The sequence below is a fragment of the Arthrobacter sp. SAFR-044 genome (assembly GCF_059414985.1).
In genome coordinates, this window is sequence record NZ_JBPFDN010000007.1 from 131590 (window position 1) to 157852 (window position 26263).

Consider the following 26263-nt stretch of genomic DNA (forward strand, 5'->3'; position numbering starts at 1 on the left):
GGGCTACTTGCGGCCCACGAACCAGTCCTGGAGCTTGCGGAGCCGGGACTTCAGTTGCTCCTCGTTGGCCTGTGCCACGGGTGGGCCGCCGCAGACAGTGCGCAGCTTGGTGTGCACCACTCCGTGCGGGGTTCCGGTCCGGGCAGCCCAGGCGGCCACGTTCTTGGCCAGTTCGTTTCGCAGATCCATCAGCATGCGGTGGTCGGGCACGGCGGGGACCTGCTGGGCGGCCGCGGCCGGGCCTTTCCGGTTCTTCCGGTTCAACTGCTCGTGCTGGCGCTGGCGCAGCAGCGTCCCCACCTGCTCCGCGTCGAGGAGTCCGGGGATCCCCAGGAAGTCCAGTTCGTCGTCGGACCCCACTTCGCCGCCGGTGCCGAACTCGCCGCCGTCAAACAGGACGCGGTCGAAGGACGCCTGCGAATCCAGCGCCTCGAATTTGCCCTTGGTGAGGCTGTCGGAGGCCTTTTCCTCGCGGTTGGCCTCCTCCATCAGCGCGTCTTCCGGGTTGAACAGGCCGTCGCCGTCCTCCTTCTCCGGCCGGTCCAGCGCGTGGTCCCGCTCCATCTCCATGGAGTTGGCCAGTGCCATCAGCTGCGGCACGGACGGCAGGAAGACCGACGCCGTTTCGCCCCTCTTGCGGGCACGCACGAAACGTCCCACCGCCTGGGCGAAGAACAGCGGCGTGGACGTTGAGGTGGCGTAGACGCCCACGGAAAGCCGGGGCACGTCAACGCCTTCGGACACCATGCGGACCGCAACCATCCAGCGCTTGTCGCCGGCGGAGAAATCCTCAATCTTGTTCGACGCCTTGGCATCGTCGGACAGGATGACGGTGGGCGATTCGCCGGTGATCCGCTTGAGCTGCCCGGCGTAGGCGCGGGCGTCCTCATGGTCGGTGGCGATGACCAGGCCACCGGCGTCAGGCACGGTGCGCCTGACTTCGCTGAGCCGCTTGTCGGCACCGGCCAGGACAGCGGGAATCCACTCCCCCGCCGGGTTCAAAGCGGTCCGCCAGGCGTGGCTGGTGATGTCCTTGGTCACGGCGGCCTCACCAAGGGAGGCGGCCATTTCCTCGCCCGCGCTGGTGCGCCAGCGCATCTGCCCTGAGTAGGCCATGAACATCACCGGCCGGACCACGTGGTCGCGGAGGGCGTTGCCATAGCCGTAGGTGTAGTCGGCTTTGGAGCGCCGGATGCCGTCCCGGTCCTCGGCGTACTCCACGAACGGGATGGGCGAGGTGTCGGAGCGGAACGGTGTACCGGTCAGGGACAGCCGGCGGACCGCGGGATCGAACGCTTCGCGCAGGCCGTCGCCCCAGGACAGGGCTTCGCCGCCGTGGTGGATCTCGTCCAGGATCACCAGGGTACGGGCGGCCTCGGTCTTGGCGCGGTGGAGCAGGGGCTTGCTGGCCACCTGTGCGTAGGTCACGGCGACGCCGATGAACCCCCGGCCGTGCTGGCCGTCGGAGTTTTTGAAGTTGGGGTCGATGGCGATCCCCACCTTCGCCGCCGCGTCCGCCCACTGGCGTTTCAGGTGGTCGGTGGGGGCGACAATGGTCACGCGGTTCACGGCACCGGAGTCGATGAGGGTGGACGCGATCCGCAGCGCGAAGGTGGTCTTACCGGCACCCGGGGTTGCGACCGCGAGGAAGTCGCGGGGACTGTTCTGCAGGTAGAGGTCAAGGGCTTCCTGCTGCCAGGCACGGAGTTTCGGGGCGGTTCCCCAGGCTGCACGTTCCGGGTAGGCCGGAGGCAGGGTGGGGCCGCCAAAGAGCGTCTCCGTCACTACTTGTTGTTGCCCGAGTCCCCCGGACCCTTCCCGCCGTCGTTGCCCGGCCGGAGGCCCTCATAGACTTCCTTGCATTCAGGGCACACGGGGAACTTCTGCGGGTCCCGTCCCGGGGTCCAGACTTTGCCGCAGAGCGCAATGACCGGTTCGCCGGTCATCGCGGACTCCATGATCTTTTCCTTGCGCACATAGTGGGCAAAGCGCTCCCGGTCTCCCGGTTCCACCTCCTGGCGCAGTTCCTCGCGCTCAATGGTGGCCGTGGACGTTCCAGCCCCGGAAAGCTCGCGCATCGGGTCGTTCTCGAGAGGGTCCGTCATGCTAGTCATGGCATCCATCTTAGCCTTTCCGAGGGCCGGACGTCCGACGGCGGCACGCCCGTACCGGCGTCCGGCACCGGCCGCCGTCGTACTTTTGGACGCCGTGCCGCCGCTCCAGCAGGGGTCGTTACAGTCCCTGCCAGGCGGGCTTGTTCTCATAGGTGTGGCGGTAGAAGTCCGCAAGTTTCAGGGCCGAAGCCGCGGCCTCGTCCAGCAGCACGGTGGCGTGGGGATGGAACTGCAGCACGGAGGCCGGACAGATGGCAGCCACCGGCCCCTCCACGAAATCGCGGACTGCCTGGGCCTTTTGCGCGCCCGTGGCCAGCAGGATCACGTGGCGCGCCGCCATGATGGTGCCCAGGCCCTGCGTGATGACATGGTGCGGCACGTCGGCCAGGCTGGTGAAGAACCTGACATTGTCCCGGCGTGTCTGTTCGATAAGGCTCTTGATCCGCGTCCGGGACGCGAAGGAGGAGCCTGGCTCGTTGAAGCCGATGTGCCCATCGGTGCCCACGCCCAGCAGCTGCAGGTCCACCCCACCGGCCGCGGCGATGGCCTGTTCATACGCCTCGCAGGCAGCAGGAATGTCCGCGGCGGTTCCGTCAGGCCCATGGACGTTCTCCGGGACGATGTTCACGCGGTTGGTGAATTCCCGGCGTATCACCTCCCGGTAGGACTCCGGGTGGCCGGTTGGCAGGCCAACATATTCATCCAGCGCGAAACCGGAAGCCCTGCTGAAGTCCAGGCCCCGTTCATGCCGGGCTGCGAGTTCGTCATAGACCGGCAGCGGCGAGGATCCCGTGGCCAGGCCAAGGACCGCGTCCGGCTTGCGGCGGACCAGCTGTTCGATGGCATCGGCGGCGAGCCTTCCGATCTGCCTGCTGCCGCCGAGGATTACGACTTCCATGGGGTTCCTTTCCTGGAACTGTCAGCGGTTGACGGTAACCTGCGCCAGGAGTTCCGGCCCGCGGGCATCGAGCCACCTGCCGCCCAGGCGGACACCGGCCAGGAAGAGGACCAGGCCCAGAACGGTTCCCACCGCAAGGTTGGTCCAGCCGAACAGGATGTTGCCCGTGACCGCCTGGGCAACCAGCAGCGCGGCCTCGGGCAGGACCAGGAGCATCAGGACCAGCATTCCCACGAACTGCACGGCCAGGGTCTGCCCTACGTTGCCCGGCGGTTTCTTGAACGGGCTGTCCCCGGGCAGCGGCACGGTGACCGTGTACCGGGCGGACACCACCGAGGACAGGCCCAGGCCGGTGAAGAGGATCCCCAGGCTGAACCCCAGCTGGCCGGGAAGCCCTGTCCAGGTGCGGGTGAAGGCGGCATGCCCCACCGAGAACACCAGCACCACGGGGAGGGCGAAGGTCATGCACGCCAGGGCACGTCCCAGCCGGTCCGCAACGCCCCGGACTCCGGTGGCCAGGTGGAGGGCAAACGCGGTGTTGTCATAGGAGACGTCAGCGGAGATTGACCAGGCCAGGATGAAGGCGGACACCGGGGCGAGGAAAGCCAGGCTGCCATAGCTGCCCGTCTGCGTCCCCTGGAAGGCCAGCACCACCGGAAGCAGCGGTATGACCACCAGCGAACCCGAGTAGCGCGGGTCCCGGAACCAGTAGGTGAGCGACCTTGCCATCACGGCTCCGGCGGGGGTGGCCGGCAGCAGGCCGAACAGTCCCAGCCTGCGGCCCCGGCGCTTACCGGCGCCGGCGTACGGCGGGGTGACCAGTGCCCGTTCGAGCAGCAGCTTCCAGCACCAGGCCAGCGCAGCCAGGACCGCCACCGAGACCAGCAGCTTCAGTGCGGCGTGCCCGGGGCGGCCCGACGCGACGTCCCCGCCAAGCGACCAGGGGGCGCCGAGCGGCGTCCACGACAAGGTTTGGGCGAACTCCGGCAGGAAACCCGTGGACGCGGAGATGCCGCGGCCAACCCCCGCCACGATGGGGCCGAGCAGGACCAGCGGCACCATGAACGCGAGGGCGCTGATATCCTTGAAGCGCCGGGAAGCGGCCAGGCTCGCCGTGGCGGTGGTGACCACCTTGGCCAGAACGACGCAGGTCATGACGCCCAGGCACGCGCCGGCCAAAGCTGCGAGCGCGGGGAGCACGCCCCGGGACCAGGTGACCACCGTGGACAGTGACACGAGCGCGGTGGCCAGGCCTGGAATGCCGATCAGGCCGCCCAGGGCAAGTCCGGCGAGCATCTGCCTCATGGGGATCGCAAAGGTGGTGAAGCGGGCCGGGTCGAGCGTCATGTCCGTAGCCGATGCCGCTACCGGAACAACGCCCCAGCCCAGGACGGCGACGGAGCCACCCAGGACCACCGCGGTATGGGCTGTCACCGGCCCGGCGTTGCGCAGCAGGACCAGGGCAATGATCAGTGTCGCCACCACTCCCAGCGCATAGAGCCCGGCGATGGCCATGCCCACCAGCTGCCAGGGGCTGCGGCGCAGCCCGTTGCGGAGCAGCGTGAGCTTGAGCTTTAGAAGGTGCGCAACCATTCCAGGCCCTCCGTGTGGCTGTGCCCGCCGACCAGCTGTACGAAGCGGTCCTCAAGCGAGGCGCCGGCGCGCACCTCATCCACGGTCCCCGCCGCCAGCAGCCGTCCCTTTGCCACCACCGCAACGTGGTCGCACATCCGCTGCACCAGGTCCATGACGTGGCTGGACACGATGACCGTTCCGCCCGAGTCCACGTACCGGTCCAGGATGGAGCGGATGTTTGCTGCAGACACCGGGTCAACGGCTTCAAACGGCTCGTCCAGCACCAGGAGCCGCGGGGCGTGGATGAGCGCTGAGGCCAGGGCAATCTTCTTGGTCATGCCCGCCGAGTAATCCACCACCAGCGTCCCCGCATCCTGGGCAAGGTCCATGGCCGCCAGCAACTCCCCCACCCGCGCAGCCACCACGGCCTTGTCCATGCCGCGCAGCAGCCCGGCATAGGTAATCAGCTGCTCTCCCGTCAGCCGGTCGAAGAGCCGGACGCCGTCGGGAAGGATACCCATGAGGCGCTTGGCTTCGAGGGGGTGCTGCCAGACGTCGACGCCGTGCACCACGGCGGTGCCGAAGTCCGGGCGCAGGAGGCCGGTGGCCATGGACAGCGTGGTGGTCTTGCCTGCCCCGTTGGGTCCCACGATGCCGAAGAACGACCCCGCCGGTACGTCCAGGCTGATGCCGTCGACGGCGATTTTCCCGCCGAACCGCTTGGCCAGCCCCCGGATGGAAAGGGCCGCCACGGGGCCCGGATTCGACGCCTGGTCAGGGATCGGAGCAGTCATGATGCCAGCCTAGTCCGCGGGCCCCCGCTCCGGGGGTGGGAAACTAACCTCATGGACATTGCGCTGGGCCTGCTCGTGATCGTTGCGGTGGTCTGCGCGGGGAGCTTGGCGGGCCGGAAGCTCAACCTCCCGGTTCCGCTGCTTCTGGTCCTGGCCGGCGTGGCGGGTTCCTTCCTGCCGTTCATTCCGCCGGTGGAGCTTAACCCCGAACTGGTCCTGGTTGGCCTGCTGCCACCGCTGCTCTACGCAGCCGCCTTCCGCACATCGTTGTTCGACTTCACCTCTAACCGCCGCTCCATCGGGCTCCTGTCCGTTGGCTACGTCATCTTCGGCGCCCTGGGCGTCGGGGCGGTGGTCTGGCGGCTGTTCCCGGAAATCCCACTGGCCGCCGCCATCGCCCTGGGCGCGGTGGTGGCTCCTCCGGACGCCGTGGCTGCCACGGCGATCGCACGGAGGGTGGGCATGCCCCGCCGGATCGTCAACATCCTTGAAGGCGAGTCCCTGGTCAATGACGCCACCGCGCTGGTGTGCCTGCGCGCTGCCGTGGCCGCCATCGCCGGTTCGGTGTCCGCAGTGGATGTGGCCGCCGGCTTCGTGGTGGCGGCCGGCGGCGGGCTGGTGGTGGGCCTCGCTGCCGCCTACATCCTGACTGAAATCCGGAAAAGGATCAGCAACGTGGCCATCAACACTTCCACGTCGCTGATGGCCCCGTTCGTTGCCTTCCTCCCCGCCGAGGCCATCCACGCGTCCGGCGTGCTCGCCGTCGTCGTCACCGGCCTGGTGATGGGCACCAAGGCGCCGTCCATGCCCAACGGAGCCGCGCGGCAAAGCGCCCGCAGCAACTGGGACACGGTGCAGTTTCTCCTGGAGAACTCCGTGTTCCTGCTGATCGGCCTGCAGGTGCGGACCATCATCGACAGTGTCCAGGACGATTCACTGGGGGCCGGCCGGGTGTGGCTTGGCTGCGCGGTGATCCTGCTGGCCGTGCTGGTGCTGCGCCCCATCTGGGTCTTTCCCACAACGTACCTCCCCCGCCTGATTCCTGCGGTGCGGCGGAAGGACCCGGCGCCGCCGTGGCAGTTCCCCGCCATCGTGTCCTGGGCGGGCATGCGCGGCGTGGTTACCCTGGCCGCCGTGCTCACGCTGCCCGATGACCTTGAACACCGCAACGTACTGGTCCTGGCCGCCATGGTGGTGGTGGCCGGCACCCTGGTGCTGCAGGGCTTTACGCTTCCCGCCCTGGTCCGCGCCCTGGGCGTGCCGGGGCCGGACAGGCGCGAGGATGCGCTGAACCAGGCGTCATTGATGCAGCTGGCCACCACCGCGGGGATGGCACGCCTGGAGGAGCTCCGGCGTGAGAGCGATCCCCCCGAGGTCATGGACATGCTGCGGCGGCGGACGCAGGAGCGGGGGCTGGCAGCCTGGGAGCGCCTGGGCAGGCCGGCGGCAGAGGCGGCCACCCCCAGCCAGCGGTACGCCCAGCTGCGGATGGCCATGCTGGAAGCGGAGCGGGAGAAAGTCCTGGAGCTCAGGCGCGGCGGGGACTTTGCCCATGAGGTCCTCAGCGAAGTCCTGGAACGGCTGGATGTGGAGGAGTCCATGCTCGACGCTTCCCTCAACGAACTGGACTCCGCAGCTGACGGCGGCGGCGGCGAAGGCCTGTCCCAGCCGGGCGGCGTCTGCGACCACCTGACGGCCGCCATGCCGTCTCCGCTCCCCGGCGACCCGGCCTGTGCAGGCTGCGAACGGGAGGGCACCACGCCGGTGCACCTGCGCATGTGCCTTGCGTGCGGACACGTCGGCTGCTGCGACTCCTCCGCGGGACGGCACGCCAGCCGCCACTTCAAGGAAACCGGCCACCCCGTCATGCGCAGCATCGAACCCGGCGAAGAATGGCGCTGGTGCTACGTGGACGACCTGCTGGGCTGACAGCCGGCGCTGGTCTTCAGGGCGCCTTTCGGATCCGGATGGGGCCCTTCGCCGTAGCAGGATCGACGACGGATCCGCCCTGGGTGATCTGGACCTGGCCGGCGTCTACCAGGCGACGCGCAGCTTCGCGGGCCGGTTCCATGAGGGGCCGCCAGTCGTCGCCGCCCACGGCCCTGGCGGCATCGGACGGGCAGATCGTGGATGTTGGCGCCCGCGCAGCCAGCAGCTCCAGGATCTTCGCTTCCAGCTGCCGGCAAACCGGGGTGTGCGGGTCAGGGCGCGTCATGCCGTACTCCCACTCCGGAAAATGCGGTTCAGAAGGTGCGCCGCGGGATGGCGCGCTCGTACTGGGGCGGCCAGGCCATGTCGTGGCCCAGTTCAAATGCGGCCCGGAGCCACCAGTGGGGGTCGCGCAGCGCGGCCCGGGCAATGAAGACGCCGTCGGCCTGGCCGGTGGCAATGGCGTGCTCTGCCTGTCCTGGCGTGGTCACCAGCCCCACCGTGCCGGTGGCAATTCCTGCCTCCTCGCGGATGGCGGCCGAGAAACCGGTCTGGTACCCCAGCCCCGGTTTGATCTGCTGGTGGGCCACTGCCCCGCCGCTGGAAACATCCACCAGGTCCACGCCATGCGCAGCAGCTTCACGGGCCAGCCGGACCGACGCCGCCTGGTCCACGCCGCCGGGCGCCCAGTCGGAGGCCGAGATCCTGAGCAGCAGGGGCATGGAATCGGGAATCACGGCACGGACGGCGTCAACCACGGCCAGCATCAGCCGGTTCCGTCCAGCTTCGTCCCCGCCCCACTCGTCGTCACGCTGGTTGATCAGCGGGCTTTGGAACTGGTGGAGGAGGTAGCCGTGCGCCCCGTGGATCTCCATGGTGTCAAAGCCGGCGGCCACCGCACGCTCAGCGGCGGCGGCAAAATCAGCGATGACGCCCTGGATCTGTTCCACGGTCATGGCGGCAGGTGCCGCGTAGCCCTCGAAGGAGGTAGTGGACGGGCCGACCGTGTCCCACCCGCCCTCGGAAGCCGGGACGCTGCCGTGCTTGCCGGAGAACGGCCAGTACGTGGAGGCCTTCCGGCCGGCATGGGCCAGCTGGACGCCAATCCGGGTTCCGGCGGTGCCGTTCCGGTGGACGAAGGAAATGATCCGCTGCCAGGCCGCCGCCTGCTCATCGTTGTACAGGCCCGCGTCGCGGGGGCTGATCCGGCCCTCGGCGTTCACGGCCGCGGCCTCGGTGAGGATCATTGCCGCGCCGCCCACGGCGAAGCCGCCCAGGTGCACCAGGTGCCAGTCGTTTGGAACCCCCGGGGCGTCGTCGGGATCGCAGCTGTACTGGCACATGGGCGACACCCAGCCCCGGTGCTGCAGCTCCATGGACCGCAGCGCCAGCGGCTGGAACAGGGCCGGCACTAGAACAGCACCCGGGCCAGGGCCTGGCGCGCCTTTGCCACGCGGCCGTCTCCGGCGCCCACCACCTCGAACAGTTCCAGCAGCCGCACCCGCGCAGTTTCACGCTCCGGACCGAAGTTCCGTCCGATGAAGGCCACCAGGCGGTTCAGCGCGTCCTCCACGTGGCCGCCGGCCACGTCCAGGTCCGCCACCCCGAGTTGGGCTTCAAGGTTGTTCGGCTCATTGGCCGCCAGCGTACGCAGCGCTTCGCTGTCCTGGGCCGATACCGACTGCAGCCGGTCCATCAGCTCCACCTGGGCCAGGCCGGCCTTGGCTTCGTGGTCCGACGGCATTTCCTTCAGCGCCTGCCGGTAGGCCTCGGCGGCGGCGGAGTAGTCGCCGGCCTCAATGGCGTCATAGGCGGCCTGGTGCAGCGGCGGCAGCGGCGCGGGCTCCTGTTCGGCGGCCCCGCCGGCGTCAAGGCTTCCGGTCACGCCGTTGGCCGCCGCCACCTTGAGGAGTTCGTCGAAGAGGCTGCGCACCTGCTGCTCCTCCGCCGAACCCTGGAAGAGCGGTACCGGCTGCCCCTTCAGGACGGCGACCGCGGTGGGGACGGCCTGCACCTGGAAGGCCTGGGCAAGCTGCGGGAACGCTTCGATGTCAGCTGCACCGAGGACCAGGCGGCCGCCATAACTGGCAACAACACGGTCGAGGGTCTCCACCATCCTGCCGGACTCCGGCGAATAGGACGCCCACAGGGCGAAGACCACAGGAACCTGCGCGGACAGTTCCACCAGCTGCTGGAAGTTTGCTTCGGTGACGTTGACCTTGAGTTCAGGTCCACCTGCCGCCGCGGCCGGCTGCTCTCCCTGCGCCGCCACCGGAGCCCCGGACGGAGCTGTGCCGGCGGGGGCTGGGCCGGTTGGGGCTGTACCGGCGGGAGCAGCGGGGCGCTTCAGTGAGGAAAGGTCGACGGCGCCGCGCAGGTTAAGCAGGCTGGCAGCGGCAGGAGGGACTGGGCGGGAAGCTGGCGAACTCATGTTTCCCACTCTAGCCACTCCGGCCGCTGCCGGTGGCAATACAGCCAGGGGCTACTTGAAGCTGGCCCCCACGAGGCCGCGGGTGGCGGCGACGAGCTTCATCGGGTCCGTCGAACCAGCCGGCGGCACGTACACGGCCATCGACTCGGCGAAGTTCAAGACCATGCCCGTGGTGGTTTCCTTGCCCCCGGCCAGGGCTGCTGCGTCGTCGCCGATGCTGAGCTTGTCACCTGCGGCCTTCGGCGTGCCTTCGAAGCCGAAGTTGATCCGGCCCAGGACCAGGGCCCCGCCATCGGAGGTCCGGAACACCACGGTGCTCTCGGGAACCACCTTGTGGGTGAAGGAGAAGTTGCCGTTCTCGCCCGCCTTGGCCACCTCTGCCTGGTAGGACAGGGTGTCAGCGATGTACGGCGAGGAGTCACCCTCGACGAGCTTGTCCTTGAACGGCGAGTCTGCGGACGTGAGCCTGTCGGCGAGGCCGGACATTGCCTCCTCGCCGCTGTAAAGCAGTCCGGACTTGTCCGAAGCGGCCAGGGTGTCGGTGCCTCCGCGGCTGATGTTCGGGAACGTGGTGCCCGGCTGCAGGGGCGTGGTTTCCATGAGCTTGTAATTCTCGCGCGGCGACTGCTGGACCAGTGTCAGGATCTGCGGGACAACGTTGCCTTCGCCCTGGGTCACGGCCAGCACCGAACGCGGCCAGTCACGGTCGCTGGTGACCACTGTGGTCAGCAGCTTGGTGGAGCGGACGGGCATGCGCGGCTCGTAGGAACCCACCTGGGAGCGGATCTTGTAGTTCTGGGTGCGGATTTCCAGCTCTGGACCGGCAACGCGGTCCGCGAGCTTGGCGGCATCCTTGGCGGCATCCCCGGCATCGGTGGCGCTGGAGACCTGCTCCAGGATCCGGCGGAACTGTGCGTCGAGCAGGACAGGCGAACCAACTGCTTCCTTGGCCGGTGATGAGGCGCTGCCGGAAGGCTGGGGGCTGGGGCTGGCCGCCTGGGCGGCGGTGCCGGATCCCGCCAGCACGGCTGCTGCCACACCCGCAGCCACCATCGTGACCTTGGAGGACGACGACGGGGCCTGGGTCTGTGCCTTCCGGGCCCGGGCGCGGCGGACAAAGCCGGAGCCGCCGTCGCCTTCGCCGTTCTTCCGGCGCGCGGAAAGCAGCGCCAGGACGATGCCGCCCAGGATCAGGAGGCTGCCCAGGACCATCAGCGGGACAGCCCAGGGGGTGGACGTGTCGTTCGGGAAGGTCATGGACACGGTGGCAGGTGCCGGCTTGGTGCCGTCGGACGCGAGCAGGAGGCTCCAGTCGCCGTCGGCGGGCGGGGTCCACGTGTACTCAAGCTCACCACTGGCATTCTCGTTGGAGACCCAAAGGTCCGAACCGGCTGGGTTCGGGGCGGTAGCTTCGCCGTCGGCGTGGTCAACCCGGAGGGACTTTTCGTCCTCGGAAACCCCGGTGATGGTGTTGTGGGCCGTCCTGCCCACCCAGGCGTCGACGTCATCCGGCCGGCCGGAGGCCAGCATGAAGTTACCGTCGCCCTGGATGTTGATCTTGACCGTACCGCCGTGCAGGGTGCGCAGCTTCTGGTCGATGACCGTGAGCGGCGCAGCGGCGGCGTCGGCCGGCGCGGACGCCGTGAACGTCTCGGAGGGAGCCCAGATGGTTCTCTGGCCGATGCCGGCCAAAAGTGTCAGGAGGCCGAGCAGCACAAGTGCGGCTGCAGTCTTTAAACGCAAGGGAAACACCTATCATCAGCGGGGGTTTGCCTTCAATAGTAACCTTTTTGTTACCACGCTCCCTTTTTTGGCCCTCCCGCCCCTTCCCCTGCCGGCCCGCGGGCGGCGCCTTCGGCTCGTGGTGACAAGCCTGCTGATAGTGTTTGCGATGATCATCACACCGGCCCGCGCAGGCGGTGCCACGCACGGAACAGGCCCCCACAACCATTGACTGACAAGACGGACCCGTCCTCGGCTGCAACCGGTAATACAGGGGATCCCAGGGGCCCTGTCCCTGCCGCCGTTCCTCCGCTCGGCATGGCGGCACGCCGCGGGGGTTCAGCCGCTGCAGCCCTTGGCCACGTGGTCCGCCGGCTTCGGCAGCCCCTGCCCGGCGCGCAGCCCCGGCTTCGCTTCGAGATGCCGCCGGAATATACCGGCCAGGTCCCGGAGGGGGACCACGACGAGGGGGAGGAGCCGCAGTTCGGCCATCCGGGTCCCCGGATGTCCCCGCAGCACCCGCTGTACATGGGCTTCATGGGCACCGTGGGCGTGGGACTGGCGCTGCTGGTCTACTGGATCGGCTCCCACACCACGCAGCTGCTGCTGTGGATCGTGGCGGCGCTGTTCATTGCCCTGGGCCTGGAGCCGGTGGTGGGCTGGCTCGAAAACCGGAAGATCCCCCGGCCCGCCGGCATTCTGGTCTCGGTGGCGGTCCTGATGGGGGCCGTGGTCGGTTTCTTCGCCACCCTCATTCCAACCATCGTCGAACAGGTCTCCGAGATCGTGCGGCAGGCGCCCGACTGGGTGCGCAGCTTCATGGATTCGGACCTCTTCCGGAGCCTCGACGACCAGTTCGGGGTGCGGGACCGCATCACCGAGGAACTGAACAAGTTCGTCAACGACCCCGCCGCAATGGGCGGCATTTTCGGGGGTGTGGTGGGCTTCGGATCCACGGTGGCCAACGGCCTCTTCGGCGCCCTGATCGTTTTGGTGCTGAGCCTGTACTTCCTGGCGGCGCTGCCGGCCATGAAGAGGTGGGGCTACCGCCTGGCCCCGCGCTCCCGGCGGAAGCGGGTGGCTGCCCTCTCGGAGGAGATCACGCGCTCGGTAGGAAACTATGTGATCGGCCAGGCCTGCGTGGCCCTGCTCAACGCCACCTTCGCCTTCGTGGTGATGTCCATTGTGGGCATACCCTTCGCGCTGCTCCTGGCCTTCGTGGTGGTCCTGCTTGCCTTCATACCCCTGGTGGGCGGCATGATCGCAGGCATCGTGGTTACCCTCGTGTCCCTCACCGAGGGCTGGCAGGTGGCGGCCATCTACGCCATCTGCTACTTCGCCTACCTGCAGTTCGAGGCATACTTCATCTCACCGCGCATCATGCAGAAGGCCGTGGCCGTGCCGGGTGCGGTGGCGGTGATTTCCGTCATTGCCGGCGGCAGCCTGCTGGGTGTGCTGGGGGCCCTAATCGCCATCCCCACGGCGGCCGCCGTCCTGCTCCTGGTCCGGGAGATCTACATCGCCCGGCAGGACCAGCACTAGGCTCGCGGCCAGGCAGCCCTAGGCTCCTGCGGCCGCCGCCGGCCCGTCCCATTCCTGCGGCAGCTCCCCACGCGCCGGGTCGGGGCTGACCTGGGCCACAATCTCGTTCAGGGCCCGGGCCGCGTACTTCTCCCCCACCCACAGGTGCTTGGCCCCTGCCACACCCACCACGCGGGCCTGCGGCACCAGGCTGAAGCGGTCGGCGGCTTCGGCCGGCTGCAGGAAGTCGTCATGCTCCGGGACCAGGACGGTGAGCGGCTTGCCGGATTCCGCCCACAGCTGCAGGTGCTTGTCCGTGGCACGGTGCAGCGGGGGCGACAGCAGCACGGCGCCCTCGACCTGCCCGGCCACAGGCTCCACCGCACCGTACATCAGGGCCAGCTCGGTCCCGAACGACCAGCCCACCAGCCAGCGGTTGGGCAGGCCCCGTTCGACGGCGAAACGGACGGCTGCCTCCACGTCGTAGCGCTCCCCCACCCCTTCTTCAAAGGCGCCGGTGCTGGTGCCGCGGGGGGAGGCGGTGCCCCTGGTGTTGAAGCGCAGCACCGCGATGCCCGCCAGCGCCGGCAGCCTGTACGAGGCCTTCCGGTAGACGTGGGAGTCCATGAAGCCGCCATGCGTGGGCAGCGGGTGGAGCGTGATCAGCGTGGCCTTCACAGGGCCCGACTCAGGCAGCGCCAGCTCCCCCACCAGCCTGTGGCCGTCCTCCGTCTGCAGCTCGATGTTTTCGCGCCGGGCAGGCAGGACGGTGGAGGCGCGGATGGGAGCGGGGCCCTGGGCTTGGGTGAATTCGTACGACGCCGGATCAAAAGTCATGCCTGCCAGCTTAGCGACAGCGGAGGTTCTCCTGCCCGCGGAAGGTCAGCGGTACCGGTAGCTGCGCGTCATCCAGCAGTTGGTGTGCCAGTGCCGGCGCTCCGCCAGGCCGGCAGCCGCCCCAAAGAGGTGGTCGTCCTTCCAGACCACCAGGTGCGCGATCCCTGGCAGGACGGCGGTGGAGCACTCCGGGCAGATGTAGGTCTTTTCGGCATTCTTCGCGGTCATCGTCCGGACCATCCACTCGCCGTCGGGGGCGCTTTCACGGCGGGCGATGCCGGCCCGTGCGCGTTCAAGGTCCAGCTCGGGAACGTCCGCATTCCCCTTCCGTCCAGCGCCCCGGCCGGAAACGGGGCCCTTGCCTGAAGCAGGACGGCGGGGTCGGTTGGAACGCGGCATGTATCCATTCTGCCCCAGCCGGTCCGCCCGCCCACGCCGCGGGGGGGGTGCCCCGGCGCCCCACCCGGTCCGACGTCGGGCACGGCCTGGGTGGCCCACGCGATAGTCTGTACGGCGTGCGACTCGTCATAGCCCATTGCTCCGTTGATTACGTTGGCCGGCTCAAGGCCCACCTCCCCCTGGCCACCCGGCTCCTGCTGGTGAAGGCGGACGGCTCCGTGCTGGTGCACTCCGACGGCGGCTCCTACAAGCCGCTGAACTGGATGAGTCCCCCGGCAACCCTGCGCGTTTCGTCCCCCGACGAAGTGGACCTCGAACTGGGCGTGGTGGAGCAGTGGACCGTGCAGTCAGCCAAGACCGATGACCGGCTCATCATCAACATCCACGAGAAGGTCAGCGAGTCCTCCCACGACCTCGGCGTGGACCCCGGGCTGATCAAGGACGGCGTGGAAGCCGACCTGCAGCGGCTGCTGGCCGAGCAGATTGAGACGCTGGGCCAGGGCTACTCCCTGATCAGGCGCGAGTACTTCACCGCCATCGGCCCGGTGGACATCCTGGCCCGGGACGCCGACGGCGCCACCGTGGCCATTGAGCTCAAACGCCGCGGGGACATCGATGGTGTGGAGCAACTGACCCGGTACCTGGAACTGCTCAACCGCGACCCCCTGCTGGCACCCGTCCGCGGCATCTTCGCGGCCCAGCAGATCAAGCCGCAGGCCAAGGTTCTGGCCAACGACCGCGGGATCGACTGCGTCACCCTGGACTACGACGCCATGCGCGGAGTGGACGACAGCGAATCCCGGCTCTTCTAGAAATTCCCTTTGTTGCTTGGGGCACCTAATTTCCCCCTTTCAGGGGCCGCCATCCAGGTCATCTGGTTTTTACCTAAATTTTTTCCTTTTTGCTGTTCGGGCCGTTGACCTGCGGGAACGGGCATGAAATTCTTATCTCAGTCTTTGTGTAGGTGTTTTTCATGCTCGCAAGACAAGTTGCGAGCGCGAAGCTCCTGCAGCGCCAGTCCTTTTCGGGCAAGGCAAACCAGGATTCTTCTCGCGGAGTGACCAAGGGCGGCACGAGGTGTGCCGGTCTTAAAAAGTTCCATAATGAGGAGAAATAAATGGCACAGGGAACCGTGAAGTGGTTCAACGCTGAAAAGGGCTTCGGCTTCATCACCCCGGACGACTCCGATGGCGATGTCTTCGTTCACTACTCCGAGATCCAGACCGGTGGCTTCAAGACCCTCGACGAGAACCAGCGCGTTCAGTTCGAAATCGGCCAGGGCGCCAAGGGCCCCCAGGCTACGGGCGTAACTCTGGTCTAGTACCTGCGCGGCCGCTTACGGCGGCTGTCAGCAAAGCAAATGATCCCCGGCGAAATTGCCGGGGATCATTTGCTTTTGCCAATAAGTACAACTTTTTCTTCAATGCCTTTCCCTAACGAGGGACTGCGCGGCTAATGCCTCCTCAGGTCACCAGTTTGCGGACCAGCCGGGCACCTTGCGCCAGCGACAGCCCGGGCAGGTAGGCGCGGGTCAGCGCCCTCCCGATGGCAGGCAGGTGCAGCGGGTCCTGGTAGTACAGGTAAAGGGCCCGGTACTCAGGCTTGAACCGGGACTTGAACGCTGCCAGGGAGCGGAAGCCGTAGACGGGCTCAAGCGCGTGCCCCACGAGGTCCAGGATCCGCACGAGGTTCTGCGCGCCCTCATCGGTGGCGGTTGCGTCTTCCTCCTCTTCGGCCCCACCGGCTTCGTCCGCGGAGCCCGCGCCTTCCGGACCCTGCCCAGGCTGGCCCTCGGGACGGCTGGCAAGGGGCGAGCCGGACAGGGAGATCATGTCCACGGAATCACGCAGCTCGAGGACAGCGGAGGCGATCAGGAACTCCATCACCCCCGGGAATCCCTCACTGCCCCGGCGCATGACGTCCAGCGTCCGGCTGACCAGCCGCCCGCCGTCGTACACCGGAAGCCAGCTGGTCACGCCGTGGACCGCACCATTGCCGTCAACGGCCAGGCAGCACAGGACCTCCTCGTCGTCGAGCTCGTCCACTCCCCCAAGCGTGAAGCCCATTTCGGGAACCGATTTGCCGGCCGCCCATTCCTCGGATACTTCGTTCAGCCGGGACCGGAGTGCTGCCGGCAGGGAATGGTAGGAGCCCCAGACGGCATGAACCCCCAGCTTGGCGGCGCGGTTCAGTGCCGTCCTGACGTTCTGCCATTCCTTACCCTTGAACTCCAGCTCGTTCAGGGCCAGCCGGGTTTCCTGGGCCACGGCCACCCGGGAAAAGCCGCGTTCCCTCAGTGCCGGCCACAAGGTGTCATCGCAGGAATACAGTGCGGGAATGAGCGCCTGGCTGCGGCAGTAGTCCAGGAACCCCTCCGTCACGCCCTGCTCCGCCGTGCGGTCACCAATGGCCCCGCCCAGGGTCAGGGCCACCGTCCCGTGCTGCTGGAAGGCCATGGCCCCCGCCCCGTCCGGGCTGAACCAGTAGGTGTTGGGCTCCCACAACGCCATCCATGACAGCGGGCCGCCGCCCTGGTGGAGCAGCTGCCGGGCGCGGTCCCGGTCCTGCCGCCCAAAGTTCAGGCCATGGTGCCGCCCCACGAGCACCCACCACACGGCCACCAGGGCCACGAGCCAGAACACCGGGCCCGAGTAAGCGAACAGCAGGGCTTCCGCACTGTCCCGTTCCGGGAAGGCCCGGCGGAAATGCTGCGGTATGGGCACCGGAACATACTGCCGCGCCAACTCCGCGAAAAGGCCCAGCAGCCCGCCGTCCCGGGCCAGGCCGCCGGACCAGAACCAGGCCACCGTATAGGAACTGGCCAGGACAAGCCATGTTCCGCAGACCACTGCCCCGAGGGTGCGCCGTGCACCGGGGCGGGTCTGTACACGGAACTGCCGGCGGTTGAGCCACAGGACCACCGCCAGCAGCAGCGGGACGACCACGAGCGGAAGGACGTGGGCGAACGCAGAGGACAGCGGCGTTGCGTGCGTGCCCTGGAGGCGTGAGGGAACAAGGGCGAACAGGGCAAGGTAGACCGCCGCCAGGGCCGTCACGGCCAGCTGGATGGCCAGTGCGATGTTCAGTGCCAGCCGGCGGCCCCGGCGCATGCCGTCCGCGCAGATCAGCAGCAGGATGACCGGCACCACTGCCAGCGCCAGGCCGAAGGGTCCGGCAAACCCTGCCCTTCCCGTCTCCAGGCAGGAGGCGTCAACGGTGGCACCGCAGTTGAAGACGAGCTGGCTGAGGGTTGGCATCGGGCTCAGCACGACGTCGCGCAGCAGGGCCAGCGGGCCGGTGGGCGCGCGCGTGATTCCGGTCAGGATGGGTCCTACGGCGAACACGGCAACGGTGAGGGCCAGGAGGTTCCTGGTCTCGCGTCCGGTGGACCGGTGGCGATGGAGCCGCCCCTGGTCCCCCTGGATCCACCAGCCGGCCAGGAGGCCCAGGAGCGCGCCGATGAGGCCGATGACCGTCTCGGCATGACCGACGTAGAGGACCAGCAGGATCGAGATGGACAACACCGCGGTGCGCAGCCGCCGCTGCCACAGCAGGGTGATCCGGGCACTCGCGGCAAGGCCGGCGGTCAGCACGGGGGCATAGGGGCCGATAAGGCGGTCATCAACCATCCTGTCCAGCCAGCCGTCACCCACGTAGCCCGCCAGCTGGGTCACCAGGAGGAACACGGTGACGGCAGCAAACTGGCCGCCAAAGAACAGGCCGACGGCGGCCCGGCGGCCCAGCTTGCGCTCGGCGAGTCCGAGCAGCAGGACAATCATCAGTGACGCGGCGAGGTAGGCCAGCGGATTGGTGGCGAAAAAAAGACTGGTGAACAGGGACCACCACCGCCCGTGGCGCAAGCCGGGCCCGCTGACGGAGGCGAGTCCCAGGAGTTGTTCCGGCGGTCCGTCCAGGAAGCTCCCGGTCAGGGCGGCGGCTGCCAGGAAGGCAACAACGACGCCCAGCGTGAAGGGCATGGATTTCAGCGTTCCAAGCGCCTGCTGGACTGCCGGGCGCCCGACGGCGGCCCACATCAGGACGACGGTGCGGTCCGGATGCCGGGTGCTCACCACTGCAGGCCCCACTGCTTGCCAAGGAACTGCAGTGCGTCCGCAAAGCGCTTGGACGAGGTGTCCCACGAGTGGCCGGTGTGCTCCACCTCGTGTGCCTGCACGGTAAAGCCCGCATTCTCTGCCGCGGCAGCCAAGGTATGGAGGTTCCCCACGAACTCCGGATCGTTTTGGCCTGCAGTCAGGTACATGCCGCTGGACTCAAACCGTTGGTGTTTCATGATCTCCAGTGGAGTCTGCTTGATGAATTCCCCGGGATTTCCGGGGAAGGCGGCGTCAATGGTCTTCTGCCGTTCCTTGGCAATGGCGGGCTCGGCCTCGCTGGAAAATCCCAGCACATCAGCGTAGACGTCCGGATGCCGGGTACCCATCTGCACCGCGCAGGTGCCGCCGAAGGAGAAGCCTCCGATGGCCCAATGGCTGTGGTTGGTGTCCACCGCAAGTGTGGTACTGATCCAGCGTGGCACGTCCTGGGACAGGTAGGTGTCTGCGTTGGCGATCCGGCTGTCCATGCACATGGTGTTGGCGGGCTGGGATCCGTTGGGGTCAGGGATGACCACCACCGGGGCTACTCCCCCGTGTTCGGCGGCAAAGGAATCCATGTGGCCACGGATTGCGCCGCCCGTGAGCCAGTCCGCCGGGCCGCCGGGTTGCCCGGCCACCAGGACCAGCACCGGCAGGGCAGGCCGGTTGGCGGCAAAGTAGGCCGGCGGCAGGTAGATAAAGGCATCACGCGTGGTCATCCCGGAGGCCGGCCCCGGGATTGCCGACTTCCGCAGTTCGCCTCCGGCCGGCAACTCCCCCTCCGGCTTCCAGCCCCGGAGAGGGACGCCGTCCGATTCGCCCGGGTGCCGCATGAGGTCCTGCTCAAGTGCCGGAATACGTGCCAGCGCGGTGCCCAAGAGGTCGCTTACCGTCCTGTTCAGGCCAAAGTAGGCGTTGATCTGGATTGCTGACAGCAGGACCACCAGCAGCGCCGCAAGGATCCCCCCGCCGCGGCCACCCCAGCTTGTCCTGGGCAGCCGGAGCAGGCCCAGGATGACAGCCGCGACGCCTGGGACCAGCCACAGCAGTACGGGATCCGGCAGGTCCTCCGGAAAGACAGTGAAGATGTTGATGAGGGCCCAGTGCACCGTGGCCACCAGCGCAAAGGCCGCGGCGGCTGCAATGATGATGCGCAGCACCCAGGCCCGGGCCCGGTGCGCGGGGGCCATGGAGGCGCGCCAGGGCGGCACCAGGAGATAGGCTGCGCCGCCCGCTCCCAACACCAGGACAGTTCCGTATAGCGGGCCGTCCGTGAGCCGGATGTCTGAAAACCAGTCCACGTTGGCTAGCGCCAGGTCCCCACGCCGATGACCGGTCCCGCTTCCAGCCAGGATGAAAGACCTGTGTAGGCGTCGAACTTCATGGCGAAGTGCAGGTCCTGCCCCTCGTACCGGAGTTCGACGATCACCACGTCCGGCTGGACCTTCACGGCCTCGGCTTCCGTGGGTTTCCGGCGGCCCAGCAGCTCCAGGGAACTGCGTTTGAAAGTGTACTTGGGGCGGACGCTCAGGGAGATGAGCCTGAACCATTCAAGGTCATTGTCCTGATAACGACAAACCCCCATCTGCCAGCTGTTTCCAGCTACGCAAATGGAGGCGTCCACCGTGCCGAGGGCACGCCGCAGGTTGAAGCGGCGCACCCCCGAAAGGCACAGTGCAAAAATCAGCAATCCGAACGTGATTGCCAGTGCGATGAACGAAATACCCGGTGCGTCCATCAAGGTCGTGCTAGCGGATCCCAGCGGTAGCCGAGCCGCCCAGCTGGGCGTTGTCAGCAACGATGACCACGCGGTTGTTGTCCACGGAGAAGAACCCACCGTCCACATCTACCGCAATACGGTCCCCGGATACCGGCTGGATTGCCAGCTCACCCTCGGCCAGGATCGCCAGCAGGGGCGAGTGGCCGGGCAGGATTCCGATTTCACCATCGCTGGTGCGGGCCTTGACCATCTTGGCCGCTCCGGACCACACGAAGTGGTCCGCTGCGACAATCTCAACCTCAAGCTCAGCCATATTACTTGGTCTGTTCCTGGATCTTGGCCCACTGGCGCTCTACGTCATCGAGGCCGCCGACGTTGAAGAACGCCTGCTCTGCGATGTGGTCGAGTTCGCCGTCGCAGATGGCAGCGAAGCCTTCAACGGTGTCCTTGATGGAAACCGTGGAGCCTTCGACACCGGTGAACTGCTTGGCGGTGTAGGTGTTCTGCGACAGGAACTGCTGGATACGGCGTGCACGCGACACGACGATCTTGTCTTCCTCGGAGAGTTCATCGACACCGAGGATGGCGATGATGTCCTGGAGTTCCTTGTTCTTCTGCAGGATCTGCTTCACACGGACGGCCGTGTTGTAGTGATCCTTGCCGATGTACTGGGGATCCAGGATTCGCGAGGTGGACGTCAGCGGGTCAACGGCCGGGTACAGACCACGGGAGGCAATTTCACGGGAAAGTTCCGTGGTGGCATCCAGGTGTGCGAAGGTCGTGGCCGGAGCCGGGTCAGTGTAGTCATCTGCGGGTACGTAGATGGCCTGCATCGAGGTGATGGAGTGGCCCTTGGTGGAGGTGATGCGCTCCTGCAGGAGACCCATCTCGTCCGCCAGGTTGGGCTGGTAGCCCACGGCCGAAGGCATGCGGCCCAGCAGGGTGGAAACCTCAGAGCCTGCCTGGGTGAAGCGGAAGATGTTGTCGATGAACAGCAGCACGTCCTGGTTCTGCACATCGCGGAAGTACTCCGCCATGGTCAGTGCGGACAGGGCCACGCGCAGGCGCGTTCCCGGCGGCTCATCCATCTGGCCGAATACAAGGGCGGTGTCCTTGAGGACGCCTGCCTCTTCCATTTCAACCCAGAGGTCGTTGCCCTCACGGGTACGCTCGCCAACACCGGCGAACACGGAAGTACCACCGAAGTTGCGGGCAACACGGGTGATCATTTCCTGGATCAGAACAGTCTTGCCCACGCCGGCGCCGCCGAAGAGGCCGATCTTTCCACCCTTGATGTACGGGGTGAGGAGGTCGATGACCTTGATGCCGGTCTCCAGCATCTCGGTGGAACCTTCGAGCGAAGCGAAGCTGGGGGCCTTGCGGTGGATGGGCCAGCGTTCGCTGACGTCCAGCTCCGACTCGGCAACGTCCAGGGGCTGGCCCAGGACGTTGAAGATGTGGCCCTTGACACCGTCGCCGACGGGAACGGAGATCGGGGCGCCGGTGTCAATAACGCCGGTGCCGCGGACCAGGCCGTCGGTTGCCTGCAGCGAGATTGCACGGATGAGGTTGTCGCCGAGATGCAGCGCAACTTCGAAGGTGATGGTCTTGGTTTCACCGTTGAGAGTGATCTCGGTGGTGAGGGCGTTATAGATCGACGGGATTGCGTCAGCCGGGAATTCGACGTCGACAACCGGGCCGATTACGCGCGCAATACGGCCGGTTGCACCGGACGTTGCGGCTACGTGTTCGGTAGCAGTGGCAGTCATCTCTCTCACTTCATTCAGTAGATGGCGTGGGGTTAAGTCTATCTGTGGTGGTGCTGGTTCCGCGGTACCGGGCTGCTGGAGGCTACGACGCGAGGGCGTCGGCACCTGCAACAATCTCGGAAAGCTCCTGCGTAATTTCGGCCTGGCGGGCCGTGTTGCGCAGGCGCGTGTACTTCTTGATCAGGTCCGTTGCGTTGTCGCCTGCGGACTTCATCGCGCGCTGGCGGGCTGCAAGCTCGGACGCCGCCGCCTGCAGCATGGCTGCAAAGATCCGCGATTCGATGTAGCGCGGCAGGAGCGCGTCAAGGACACGCTCCGTTTCCGGCTCGAACTCGTACAGCGGCAGGAGGTCCGATTCAGAGGCAGCCTGCTCTTCCACTACTTCAAGCGGGAGCAGGCGGATGACGGTCGGTTCCTGGGTGACCATGGACTTGAAACGGGTGTAGACAACGTGGATTTCATCCACGCCGCCCTCTTCGAAGTCGGTCGCGAATTCTGCCAACAGCGCTTCGCCGATTTCACGGGCGGTCGCGAACTCCGGAGCGTCGGTTCCGCCGGTCCAGACCCGCGCGTATTCGCGGTTCCGGAATTCGAAGTAGGCCTGGGCCTTCCGGCCCACGAGGTAGGTTTTGACTTCCTTGCCTTCAGCGTGGAGCAGCTCGAAGAGACCTTCCGCCTGCTTGAGCACACCGGCGGAGTAGGAACCTGCCAGGCCGCGGTCCGAGGTAATTACCAGGACGGCGGCACGGCGGATCTGCTCCGGCTCAGTGGTCAGCGGGTGGTCGATTTCGCTTTGGCTTGCGACAGCAGAAACGGCGCGCGTGATCGCGTTCGCGTAAGGCAGTGAAGCTGCTACGCGCGCACGGGCCTTCCCGATGCGCGAGGTAGCGATCAGTTCCATCGCCTTGAAGATCTTGCGCATCGACGTGGTCGAGCTGATCTTCTGGCGGTAGACCCGGATCTGGGCTCCCATACTTATCCTTTCCTAACATTCCGTAGCCGGGTGTGCCGGACCCTGGGGGCGGCACACCCGGCTATGCGGAACTAGCGCTTCTGCTTGACGATCTTTTCCTGGTCGACTTCGCCCTCGGAGATAGCGTCATGCTCCTCGTGGCCGGCGCCTACCAGGTGGTTGTCACCCTCGCCGAAGAAGCCCTTCTTGAAGTCCACGATCGAGGACTTCAAGGCGGCAACGGTGTCGTCGTCCAGCACGTTGGTTTGGGCCAGCGTGGTCAGGATCGAGGACTTGTGGCGCAGGTGCTCCAGGAATTCAGCCTCGAAGCGGCTGATGTCCTCGACGGGAACGTCATCCAGGTAGCCGTTGGTGCCGGCCCAGATGGAGACGACCTGGTCCTCGACCGGGAACGGCGAGTACTGGCCCTGCTTGAGCAGTTCCATCAGGCGGGCGCCACGGGTCAGCTGCTGGCGGGATGCGGCGTCCAGGTCGGATGCGAACATCGCGAAGGCCTGCATGTCGCGGTACTGGGCGAGGTCCAGCTTCAAGGTACCGGAGACCTTCTTCATGGACTTCACCTGGGCGGCACCGCCAACGCGGGACACCGAGACACCCACGTCAACAGCGGGGCGCTGGTTGGCGTTGAAGAGGTCCGACTGCAGGAAGATCTGGCCGTCGGTGATGGAGATGACGTTGGTCGGGATGTAGGCGGACACGTCGTTCGCCTTGGTCTCGATCAACGGCAGCCCCGTCATGGAACCGGCACCGAGCTCGTCGGAGAGCTTGGCACAACGCTCCAGCAGGCGGGAGTGCAGGTAGAAGACGTCGCCCGGGTAGGCTTCGCGTCCCGGCGGGCGGCGGAGCAGCAGGGACACGGCGCGGTATGCCTCGGCCTGCTTGGACAGGTCGTCGAACACGATCAGGACGTGCTTGCCGCCGTACATCCAGTGCTGGCCGATGGCCGAGCCTGCGTACGGCGCCAGGTACTTGAAGCCTGCGGGGTCGGAGGCGGGAGAGGCCACGATGGTGGTGTACTCCAGCGCGCCGTTGTCCTCGAGGGTCTGGCGGATGGCGGCAATGGTGGACGCCTTCTGGCCGATGGCGACGTAGATGCAGCGGACCTGCTTCTTGACATCACCCGAAGCCCAGTTGGCCTTCTGGTTGATGATGGTGTCGATCGCGATGGCGGACTTGCCGGTCTGGCGGTCGCCAATGATCAGCTGGCGCTGGCCGCGGCCGATCGGGATCATCGCGTCGATGGCCTTCAGGCCAGTCTGCATCGGCTCGTGGACCGACTTGCGCTGGGTCACGCCGGGCGCCTGGAGTTCCAGGGCACGGGTGGTCTCAGCCTTGATCTCGCCAAGGTCGTCCATGGGCTGGCCCAAGGGGTCAACCACTCGGCCGAGGAAGGCGTCGCCGACCGGAACGGACAGAACCTGTCCGGTGCGGTGCACTTCCTGGCCTTCTTCGATGCCCTGGAAGTCACCGAGGATAATGACACCGATCTCGCGGACGTCAAGGTTCTGGGCCAGGCCCAGAGTGCCGTCCTCAAAGCGAAGAAGCTCGTTCGCCATGACCGAGGGAAGGCCCTCAACACGGGCGATGCCGTCACCTGCGGTCGTTACACGGCCAACCTCTACGCGCTCTGCGTTTCCGGGTTCGTAGGACGCCGCGAACTCGTTCAACGCATTACGGACGTCGTCGGCGTTGATGGTCAATTCGGCCATCTGCAGTCCCTGCTCTCCTGTTTGTGATCACCGCAAACGGTGACCGGGGTTTCTATCAGTTTGGTTATGCTCGTCCGGCTAGCCGGCCAGCTGGCGTTGCAGTTCGCCCAGCCGGGTAAGAACCGAAGCGTCGAGCACTTCGTCACCCACCTGGACGCGGATTCCGCCAATGAGCGACGGGTCAACGTTCATGTTGACCTTCAGTTCCCGCCCGTACAGTGCATTCAGGCCCGCCTGGAGGCGTGCCAGCTGCGTCTGCGACAAGGGTCGGGTTACGCTGACCGTTGCAATCCAGCGCTGCTGCCGCTTGGCTGCCAGTTCGGCGAAGCGTTCCACAAGCCGGGTGGGCTTGATTCCCCGAGGCTCGCTGACTGCCTGCGTAATGAGGACTTTGGCTTCCTCACTGACGCCCGGCACCAGCTTCCCGGCAAGGGTAGCCTTCACTGCGGCACTTGCCTGCGGTTCGGACAGAGCACGTTGTACCTCGTGGCTGGAGGCAACAGCCTGGTTGAAGGAGAACAGATCGTTCTCCAGCTCTTCCAGGCCGGTGATTCCGGAGGCAGAAACGGCCGACTTGTTTTCAGCAACGGAAATGACCACCGTTGCGGCAAGAGTCTCGAGTGCATCGCCGATGTCACGCGCCGATGCCCAGCGTGAGCTGGCCAGTCCGGCCGCGATCTCAGCAGCATCAGCGGAGACTTTTCCGCCAACCAGCTGCCTCACCAGCGCCGACTTTTCGTCACCGCTGCGGGAGGGGTCAGTCAGGGCACGGCGCAAGCCAGCCGAGCTGTCCACCATTCCCAGGATTCCGAAGAGTTCCTTTGCCAGCTGCAGCGACGCCGTGGGAAGCTTCGCTTCCAAAGCGGCAAGGGCTGTTGCCAGCGATTCGCTCGATACGCCTGCCATTACTTAGCTGCACCTGCGTTCTGGGTCTCCAGATCTGCCAGGAAACGGTCCACTACCCGTGCCGCGCGTGCGTCGTCCTCGAGGGACTCGCCCACGATGCGGCCGGCAAGGGTGGTGGCCAGGGTGCCCACCTCGGAGCGCAGGGACACCACGGCCGCCTGGCGCTCGGATTCGATCTGTGCGTGGGCCTGTGCGGTGATGCGGGCAGACTCTGCTGCCGCCTTCTCCTTGAGATCCGCGAGGATCTGGGCACCTTCGGCGCGGGCTTCCTCACGGATGCGGTTGGCTTCGGTGCGGGCGTCGGTCAGCTGCTGCTTGTACTCTTCGAGTGCAGCAGACGCCTCAGCCTGGGCCTTTTCAGCCTTGGCGATGCCGCCTTCGATGGCCTCGGCACGCTCTGCGAAGGTCTTCTCGAACATCGGGACAACAAACTTGACCACGATGAAGAAGAGGATGGCAAAGCCCACGAAGACAACCAGCATTTCCCAGCCATTGGGAACAAGGGGGTTGACGTCGCCTTCAGCGGCGGCTGAGATGATCAGCTGATGCATATTTCACCCGTCCTTATCTACTCGGTTCTGAATGTTCGCTGAAGTTCTGAAGGTTTACTTGAGAACGAAAGCGAAGACCAGGCCCAGGATGGCGAGTGCTTCTGTCAGCGCCAGGCCAAGGAATGCGATCGGCTGCAGGACGCGCTGGGCTTCCGGCTGGCGTGCGACGCCGTTGATGTAGGCAGCGAACACGAGACCCACACCGATACCACCGCCGATAGCCGAGAGGCCATAGCCGATGAGGTTGAGGGAGCCGTTGATGGAGCCTTCCATTTTTTTTCCTTTCAAGATGCCACTTATGTGGCAGGTTGTTTGGGTTGC

The 26263-nt window shown here is 66.6% G+C and carries 25 protein-coding genes; 4 read left to right on the forward strand and 21 right to left on the reverse strand.

Annotated elements, in window-relative coordinates:
- Positions 1-3: 3 nt before the first annotated feature.
- The 5 genes from ACR65J_RS12660 to ACR65J_RS12680 form a co-directional block, all read right to left on the reverse strand.
- Positions 4-1785: a DEAD/DEAH box helicase gene (locus ACR65J_RS12660; RefSeq protein WP_440169356.1), complete on the reverse strand. Its 1782-nt coding sequence runs from the start codon at positions 1783-1785 to the stop codon at positions 4-6.
- Positions 1785-2123, reverse strand: a complete 339-nt coding sequence (locus ACR65J_RS12665; protein ID WP_110541018.1) for a DUF3039 domain-containing protein — start codon at positions 2121-2123, stop codon at positions 1785-1787. The genes ACR65J_RS12660 and ACR65J_RS12665 overlap by 1 nt, the downstream gene beginning before the upstream one ends.
- A gap of 109 nt (positions 2124-2232) precedes the next feature.
- Positions 2233-3012: a glucosamine-6-phosphate deaminase gene (nagB, locus tag ACR65J_RS12670; RefSeq protein WP_440169359.1), complete on the reverse strand. Its 780-nt coding sequence runs from the start codon at positions 3010-3012 to the stop codon at positions 2233-2235.
- Between the two features lie 21 nt (positions 3013-3033).
- Positions 3034-4605: a transporter gene (locus tag ACR65J_RS12675; protein ID WP_440169361.1), complete on the reverse strand. Its 1572-nt coding sequence runs from the start codon at positions 4603-4605 to the stop codon at positions 3034-3036.
- On the reverse strand, positions 4587-5381 hold the full coding sequence (locus ACR65J_RS12680; protein WP_440169364.1) for an ABC transporter ATP-binding protein: 795 nt from the start codon (positions 5379-5381) through the stop codon (positions 4587-4589). The genes ACR65J_RS12675 and ACR65J_RS12680 overlap by 19 nt, the downstream gene beginning before the upstream one ends.
- 51 nt (positions 5382-5432) lie before the next feature.
- On the opposite strand from ACR65J_RS12680, the gene ACR65J_RS12685 reads away from it, so the two are divergent.
- Entirely contained in the window at positions 5433-7310 is a 1878-nt protein-coding gene (locus tag ACR65J_RS12685; protein WP_440169366.1) for a Na+/H+ antiporter, read from the forward strand.
- Between the two features lie 16 nt (positions 7311-7326).
- On the opposite strand, the gene ACR65J_RS12690 is transcribed toward ACR65J_RS12685, so the two are convergent.
- From ACR65J_RS12690 to ACR65J_RS12705, 4 genes are read right to left on the reverse strand one after another with little or no spacing between them, the layout of a single operon-like run.
- On the reverse strand, positions 7327-7596 hold the full coding sequence (locus ACR65J_RS12690; RefSeq protein WP_440169369.1) for a DUF3253 domain-containing protein: 270 nt from the start codon (positions 7594-7596) through the stop codon (positions 7327-7329).
- A 28-nt stretch (positions 7597-7624) separates the two neighbouring features.
- Positions 7625-8722 carry an NADH:flavin oxidoreductase/NADH oxidase gene (locus ACR65J_RS12695; RefSeq protein WP_440169371.1) on the reverse strand — a complete coding sequence of 366 codons (1098 nt, stop codon included), beginning with the start codon at positions 8720-8722 and terminating at the stop codon, positions 7625-7627.
- Positions 8722-9741, reverse strand: a complete 1020-nt coding sequence (locus ACR65J_RS12700) for a tetratricopeptide repeat protein (protein ID WP_440169374.1) — start codon at positions 9739-9741, stop codon at positions 8722-8724. The genes ACR65J_RS12695 and ACR65J_RS12700 overlap by 1 nt, the downstream gene beginning before the upstream one ends.
- Before the next feature lie 51 nt (positions 9742-9792).
- Entirely contained in the window at positions 9793-11457 is a 1665-nt protein-coding gene (locus ACR65J_RS12705; RefSeq protein WP_440169605.1) for a DUF8094 domain-containing protein, read from the reverse strand.
- Between the two features lie 234 nt (positions 11458-11691).
- On the opposite strand from ACR65J_RS12705, the gene ACR65J_RS12710 reads away from it, so the two are divergent.
- Positions 11692-13005, forward strand: coding sequence for an AI-2E family transporter (locus ACR65J_RS12710; RefSeq protein ID WP_440169376.1), 1314 nt, complete (start codon positions 11692-11694; stop codon positions 13003-13005).
- Positions 13006-13023: 18 nt separating this feature from the next.
- Here the strand turns inward: ACR65J_RS12710 and ACR65J_RS12715 are convergent, their stop codons facing one another.
- Positions 13024-13821, reverse strand: a complete 798-nt coding sequence (locus ACR65J_RS12715; RefSeq protein ID WP_440169378.1) for an alpha/beta hydrolase — start codon at positions 13819-13821, stop codon at positions 13024-13026.
- Between the two features lie 45 nt (positions 13822-13866).
- Entirely contained in the window at positions 13867-14220 is a 354-nt protein-coding gene (locus tag ACR65J_RS12720; protein ID WP_440169380.1) for an Rv1322 family protein, read from the reverse strand.
- 116 nt (positions 14221-14336) lie between these two features.
- Between ACR65J_RS12720 and nucS the strand changes: the two genes are divergently transcribed.
- Both nucS and ACR65J_RS12730 read left to right on the forward strand, forming a co-directional pair.
- The gene (nucS, locus tag ACR65J_RS12725) at positions 14337-15032 is read left to right on the forward strand and encodes an endonuclease NucS (RefSeq protein WP_387558902.1); all 696 of its coding nucleotides are present in this window, start codon (positions 14337-14339) and stop codon (positions 15030-15032) included.
- Positions 15033-15337: 305 nt separating this feature from the next.
- The gene (locus ACR65J_RS12730) at positions 15338-15541 is read left to right on the forward strand and encodes a cold-shock protein (protein WP_011692441.1); all 204 of its coding nucleotides are present in this window, start codon (positions 15338-15340) and stop codon (positions 15539-15541) included.
- Between the two features lie 142 nt (positions 15542-15683).
- Here the strand turns inward: ACR65J_RS12730 and ACR65J_RS12735 are convergent, their stop codons facing one another.
- The 10 genes from ACR65J_RS12735 to atpE all read right to left on the reverse strand — a co-directional run bounded on the left by ACR65J_RS12735 (position 15684) and on the right by atpE (position 26215).
- Complete coding sequence (locus ACR65J_RS12735) at positions 15684-18254, reverse strand: bifunctional lysylphosphatidylglycerol flippase/synthetase MprF (RefSeq protein ID WP_440169608.1); 2571 nt, start codon at positions 18252-18254, stop codon at positions 15684-15686.
- A gap of 32 nt (positions 18255-18286) precedes the next feature.
- Positions 18287-19615, reverse strand: coding sequence for an alpha/beta hydrolase (locus ACR65J_RS12740; protein ID WP_440169384.1), 1329 nt, complete (start codon positions 19613-19615; stop codon positions 18287-18289).
- Between the two features lie 5 nt (positions 19616-19620).
- The gene (locus ACR65J_RS12745; protein WP_440169386.1) at positions 19621-20052 is read right to left on the reverse strand and encodes a DUF2550 domain-containing protein; all 432 of its coding nucleotides are present in this window, start codon (positions 20050-20052) and stop codon (positions 19621-19623) included.
- A 10-nt stretch (positions 20053-20062) separates the two neighbouring features.
- Positions 20063-20347: a F0F1 ATP synthase subunit epsilon gene (locus tag ACR65J_RS12750; RefSeq protein ID WP_018760117.1), complete on the reverse strand. Its 285-nt coding sequence runs from the start codon at positions 20345-20347 to the stop codon at positions 20063-20065.
- Position 20348: 1 nt separating this feature from the next.
- On the reverse strand, positions 20349-21803 hold the full coding sequence (gene atpD, locus ACR65J_RS12755; protein WP_110541032.1) for a F0F1 ATP synthase subunit beta: 1455 nt from the start codon (positions 21801-21803) through the stop codon (positions 20349-20351).
- A gap of 82 nt (positions 21804-21885) precedes the next feature.
- Complete coding sequence (locus ACR65J_RS12760) at positions 21886-22776, reverse strand: F0F1 ATP synthase subunit gamma (RefSeq protein WP_307425892.1); 891 nt, start codon at positions 22774-22776, stop codon at positions 21886-21888.
- A 71-nt stretch (positions 22777-22847) separates the two neighbouring features.
- Positions 22848-24485, reverse strand: coding sequence for a F0F1 ATP synthase subunit alpha (gene atpA / locus ACR65J_RS12765; RefSeq protein WP_440169389.1), 1638 nt, complete (start codon positions 24483-24485; stop codon positions 22848-22850).
- A gap of 78 nt (positions 24486-24563) precedes the next feature.
- Positions 24564-25391, reverse strand: a complete 828-nt coding sequence (locus ACR65J_RS12770; protein ID WP_440169391.1) for a F0F1 ATP synthase subunit delta — start codon at positions 25389-25391, stop codon at positions 24564-24566.
- Entirely contained in the window at positions 25391-25942 is a 552-nt protein-coding gene (locus ACR65J_RS12775; RefSeq protein WP_440169393.1) for a F0F1 ATP synthase subunit B, read from the reverse strand. The genes ACR65J_RS12770 and ACR65J_RS12775 overlap by 1 nt, the downstream gene beginning before the upstream one ends.
- A gap of 54 nt (positions 25943-25996) precedes the next feature.
- Entirely contained in the window at positions 25997-26215 is a 219-nt protein-coding gene (atpE, locus tag ACR65J_RS12780; protein WP_003804776.1) for an ATP synthase F0 subunit C, read from the reverse strand.
- Between the last annotated feature and the right edge of the window lie 48 nt (positions 26216-26263).

Bases quoted from the DNA above. Each gene is read 5' to 3' on its own strand.
- ACR65J_RS12665 (WP_110541018.1), bottom strand. From the start codon at position 2,123: ATGGATGCCATGACTAGCATGACGGACCCTCTCGAGAACGACCCGATG.
- nagB (WP_440169359.1), bottom strand. From the start codon at position 3,012: ATGGAAGTCGTAATCCTCGGCGGCAGCAGGCAGATCGGAAGGCTCGCC.
- ACR65J_RS12675 (WP_440169361.1), bottom strand. From the start codon at position 4,605: ATGGTTGCGCACCTTCTAAAGCTCAAGCTCACGCTGCTCCGCAACGGG.
- ACR65J_RS12680 (WP_440169364.1), bottom strand. From the start codon at position 5,381: ATGACTGCTCCGATCCCTGACCAGGCGTCGAATCCGGGCCCCGTGGCG.
- ACR65J_RS12685 (WP_440169366.1), top strand. From the start codon at position 5,433: ATGGACATTGCGCTGGGCCTGCTCGTGATCGTTGCGGTGGTCTGCGCG.
- ACR65J_RS12690 (WP_440169369.1), bottom strand. From the start codon at position 7,596: ATGACGCGCCCTGACCCGCACACCCCGGTTTGCCGGCAGCTGGAAGCG.
- ACR65J_RS12700 (WP_440169374.1), bottom strand. From the start codon at position 9,741: ATGAGTTCGCCAGCTTCCCGCCCAGTCCCTCCTGCCGCTGCCAGCCTG.
- ACR65J_RS12715 (WP_440169378.1), bottom strand. From the start codon at position 13,821: ATGACTTTTGATCCGGCGTCGTACGAATTCACCCAAGCCCAGGGCCCC.
- ACR65J_RS12720 (WP_440169380.1), bottom strand. From the start codon at position 14,220: ATGCCGCGTTCCAACCGACCCCGCCGTCCTGCTTCAGGCAAGGGCCCC.
- ACR65J_RS12730 (WP_011692441.1), top strand. From the start codon at position 15,338: ATGGCACAGGGAACCGTGAAGTGGTTCAACGCTGAAAAGGGCTTCGGC.
- ACR65J_RS12735 (WP_440169608.1), bottom strand. From the start codon at position 18,254: ATGTGGGCCGCCGTCGGGCGCCCGGCAGTCCAGCAGGCGCTTGGAACG.
- ACR65J_RS12745 (WP_440169386.1), bottom strand. From the start codon at position 20,052: ATGGACGCACCGGGTATTTCGTTCATCGCACTGGCAATCACGTTCGGA.
- ACR65J_RS12750 (WP_018760117.1), bottom strand. From the start codon at position 20,347: ATGGCTGAGCTTGAGGTTGAGATTGTCGCAGCGGACCACTTCGTGTGG.
- atpD (WP_110541032.1), bottom strand. From the start codon at position 21,803: ATGACTGCCACTGCTACCGAACACGTAGCCGCAACGTCCGGTGCAACC.
- ACR65J_RS12760 (WP_307425892.1), bottom strand. From the start codon at position 22,776: ATGGGAGCCCAGATCCGGGTCTACCGCCAGAAGATCAGCTCGACCACG.
- atpA (WP_440169389.1), bottom strand. From the start codon at position 24,485: ATGGCCGAATTGACCATCAACGCCGACGACGTCCGTAATGCGTTGAAC.
- ACR65J_RS12770 (WP_440169391.1), bottom strand. From the start codon at position 25,391: ATGGCAGGCGTATCGAGCGAATCGCTGGCAACAGCCCTTGCCGCTTTG.
- ACR65J_RS12775 (WP_440169393.1), bottom strand. From the start codon at position 25,942: ATGCATCAGCTGATCATCTCAGCCGCCGCTGAAGGCGACGTCAACCCC.
- atpE (WP_003804776.1), bottom strand. From the start codon at position 26,215: ATGGAAGGCTCCATCAACGGCTCCCTCAACCTCATCGGCTATGGCCTC.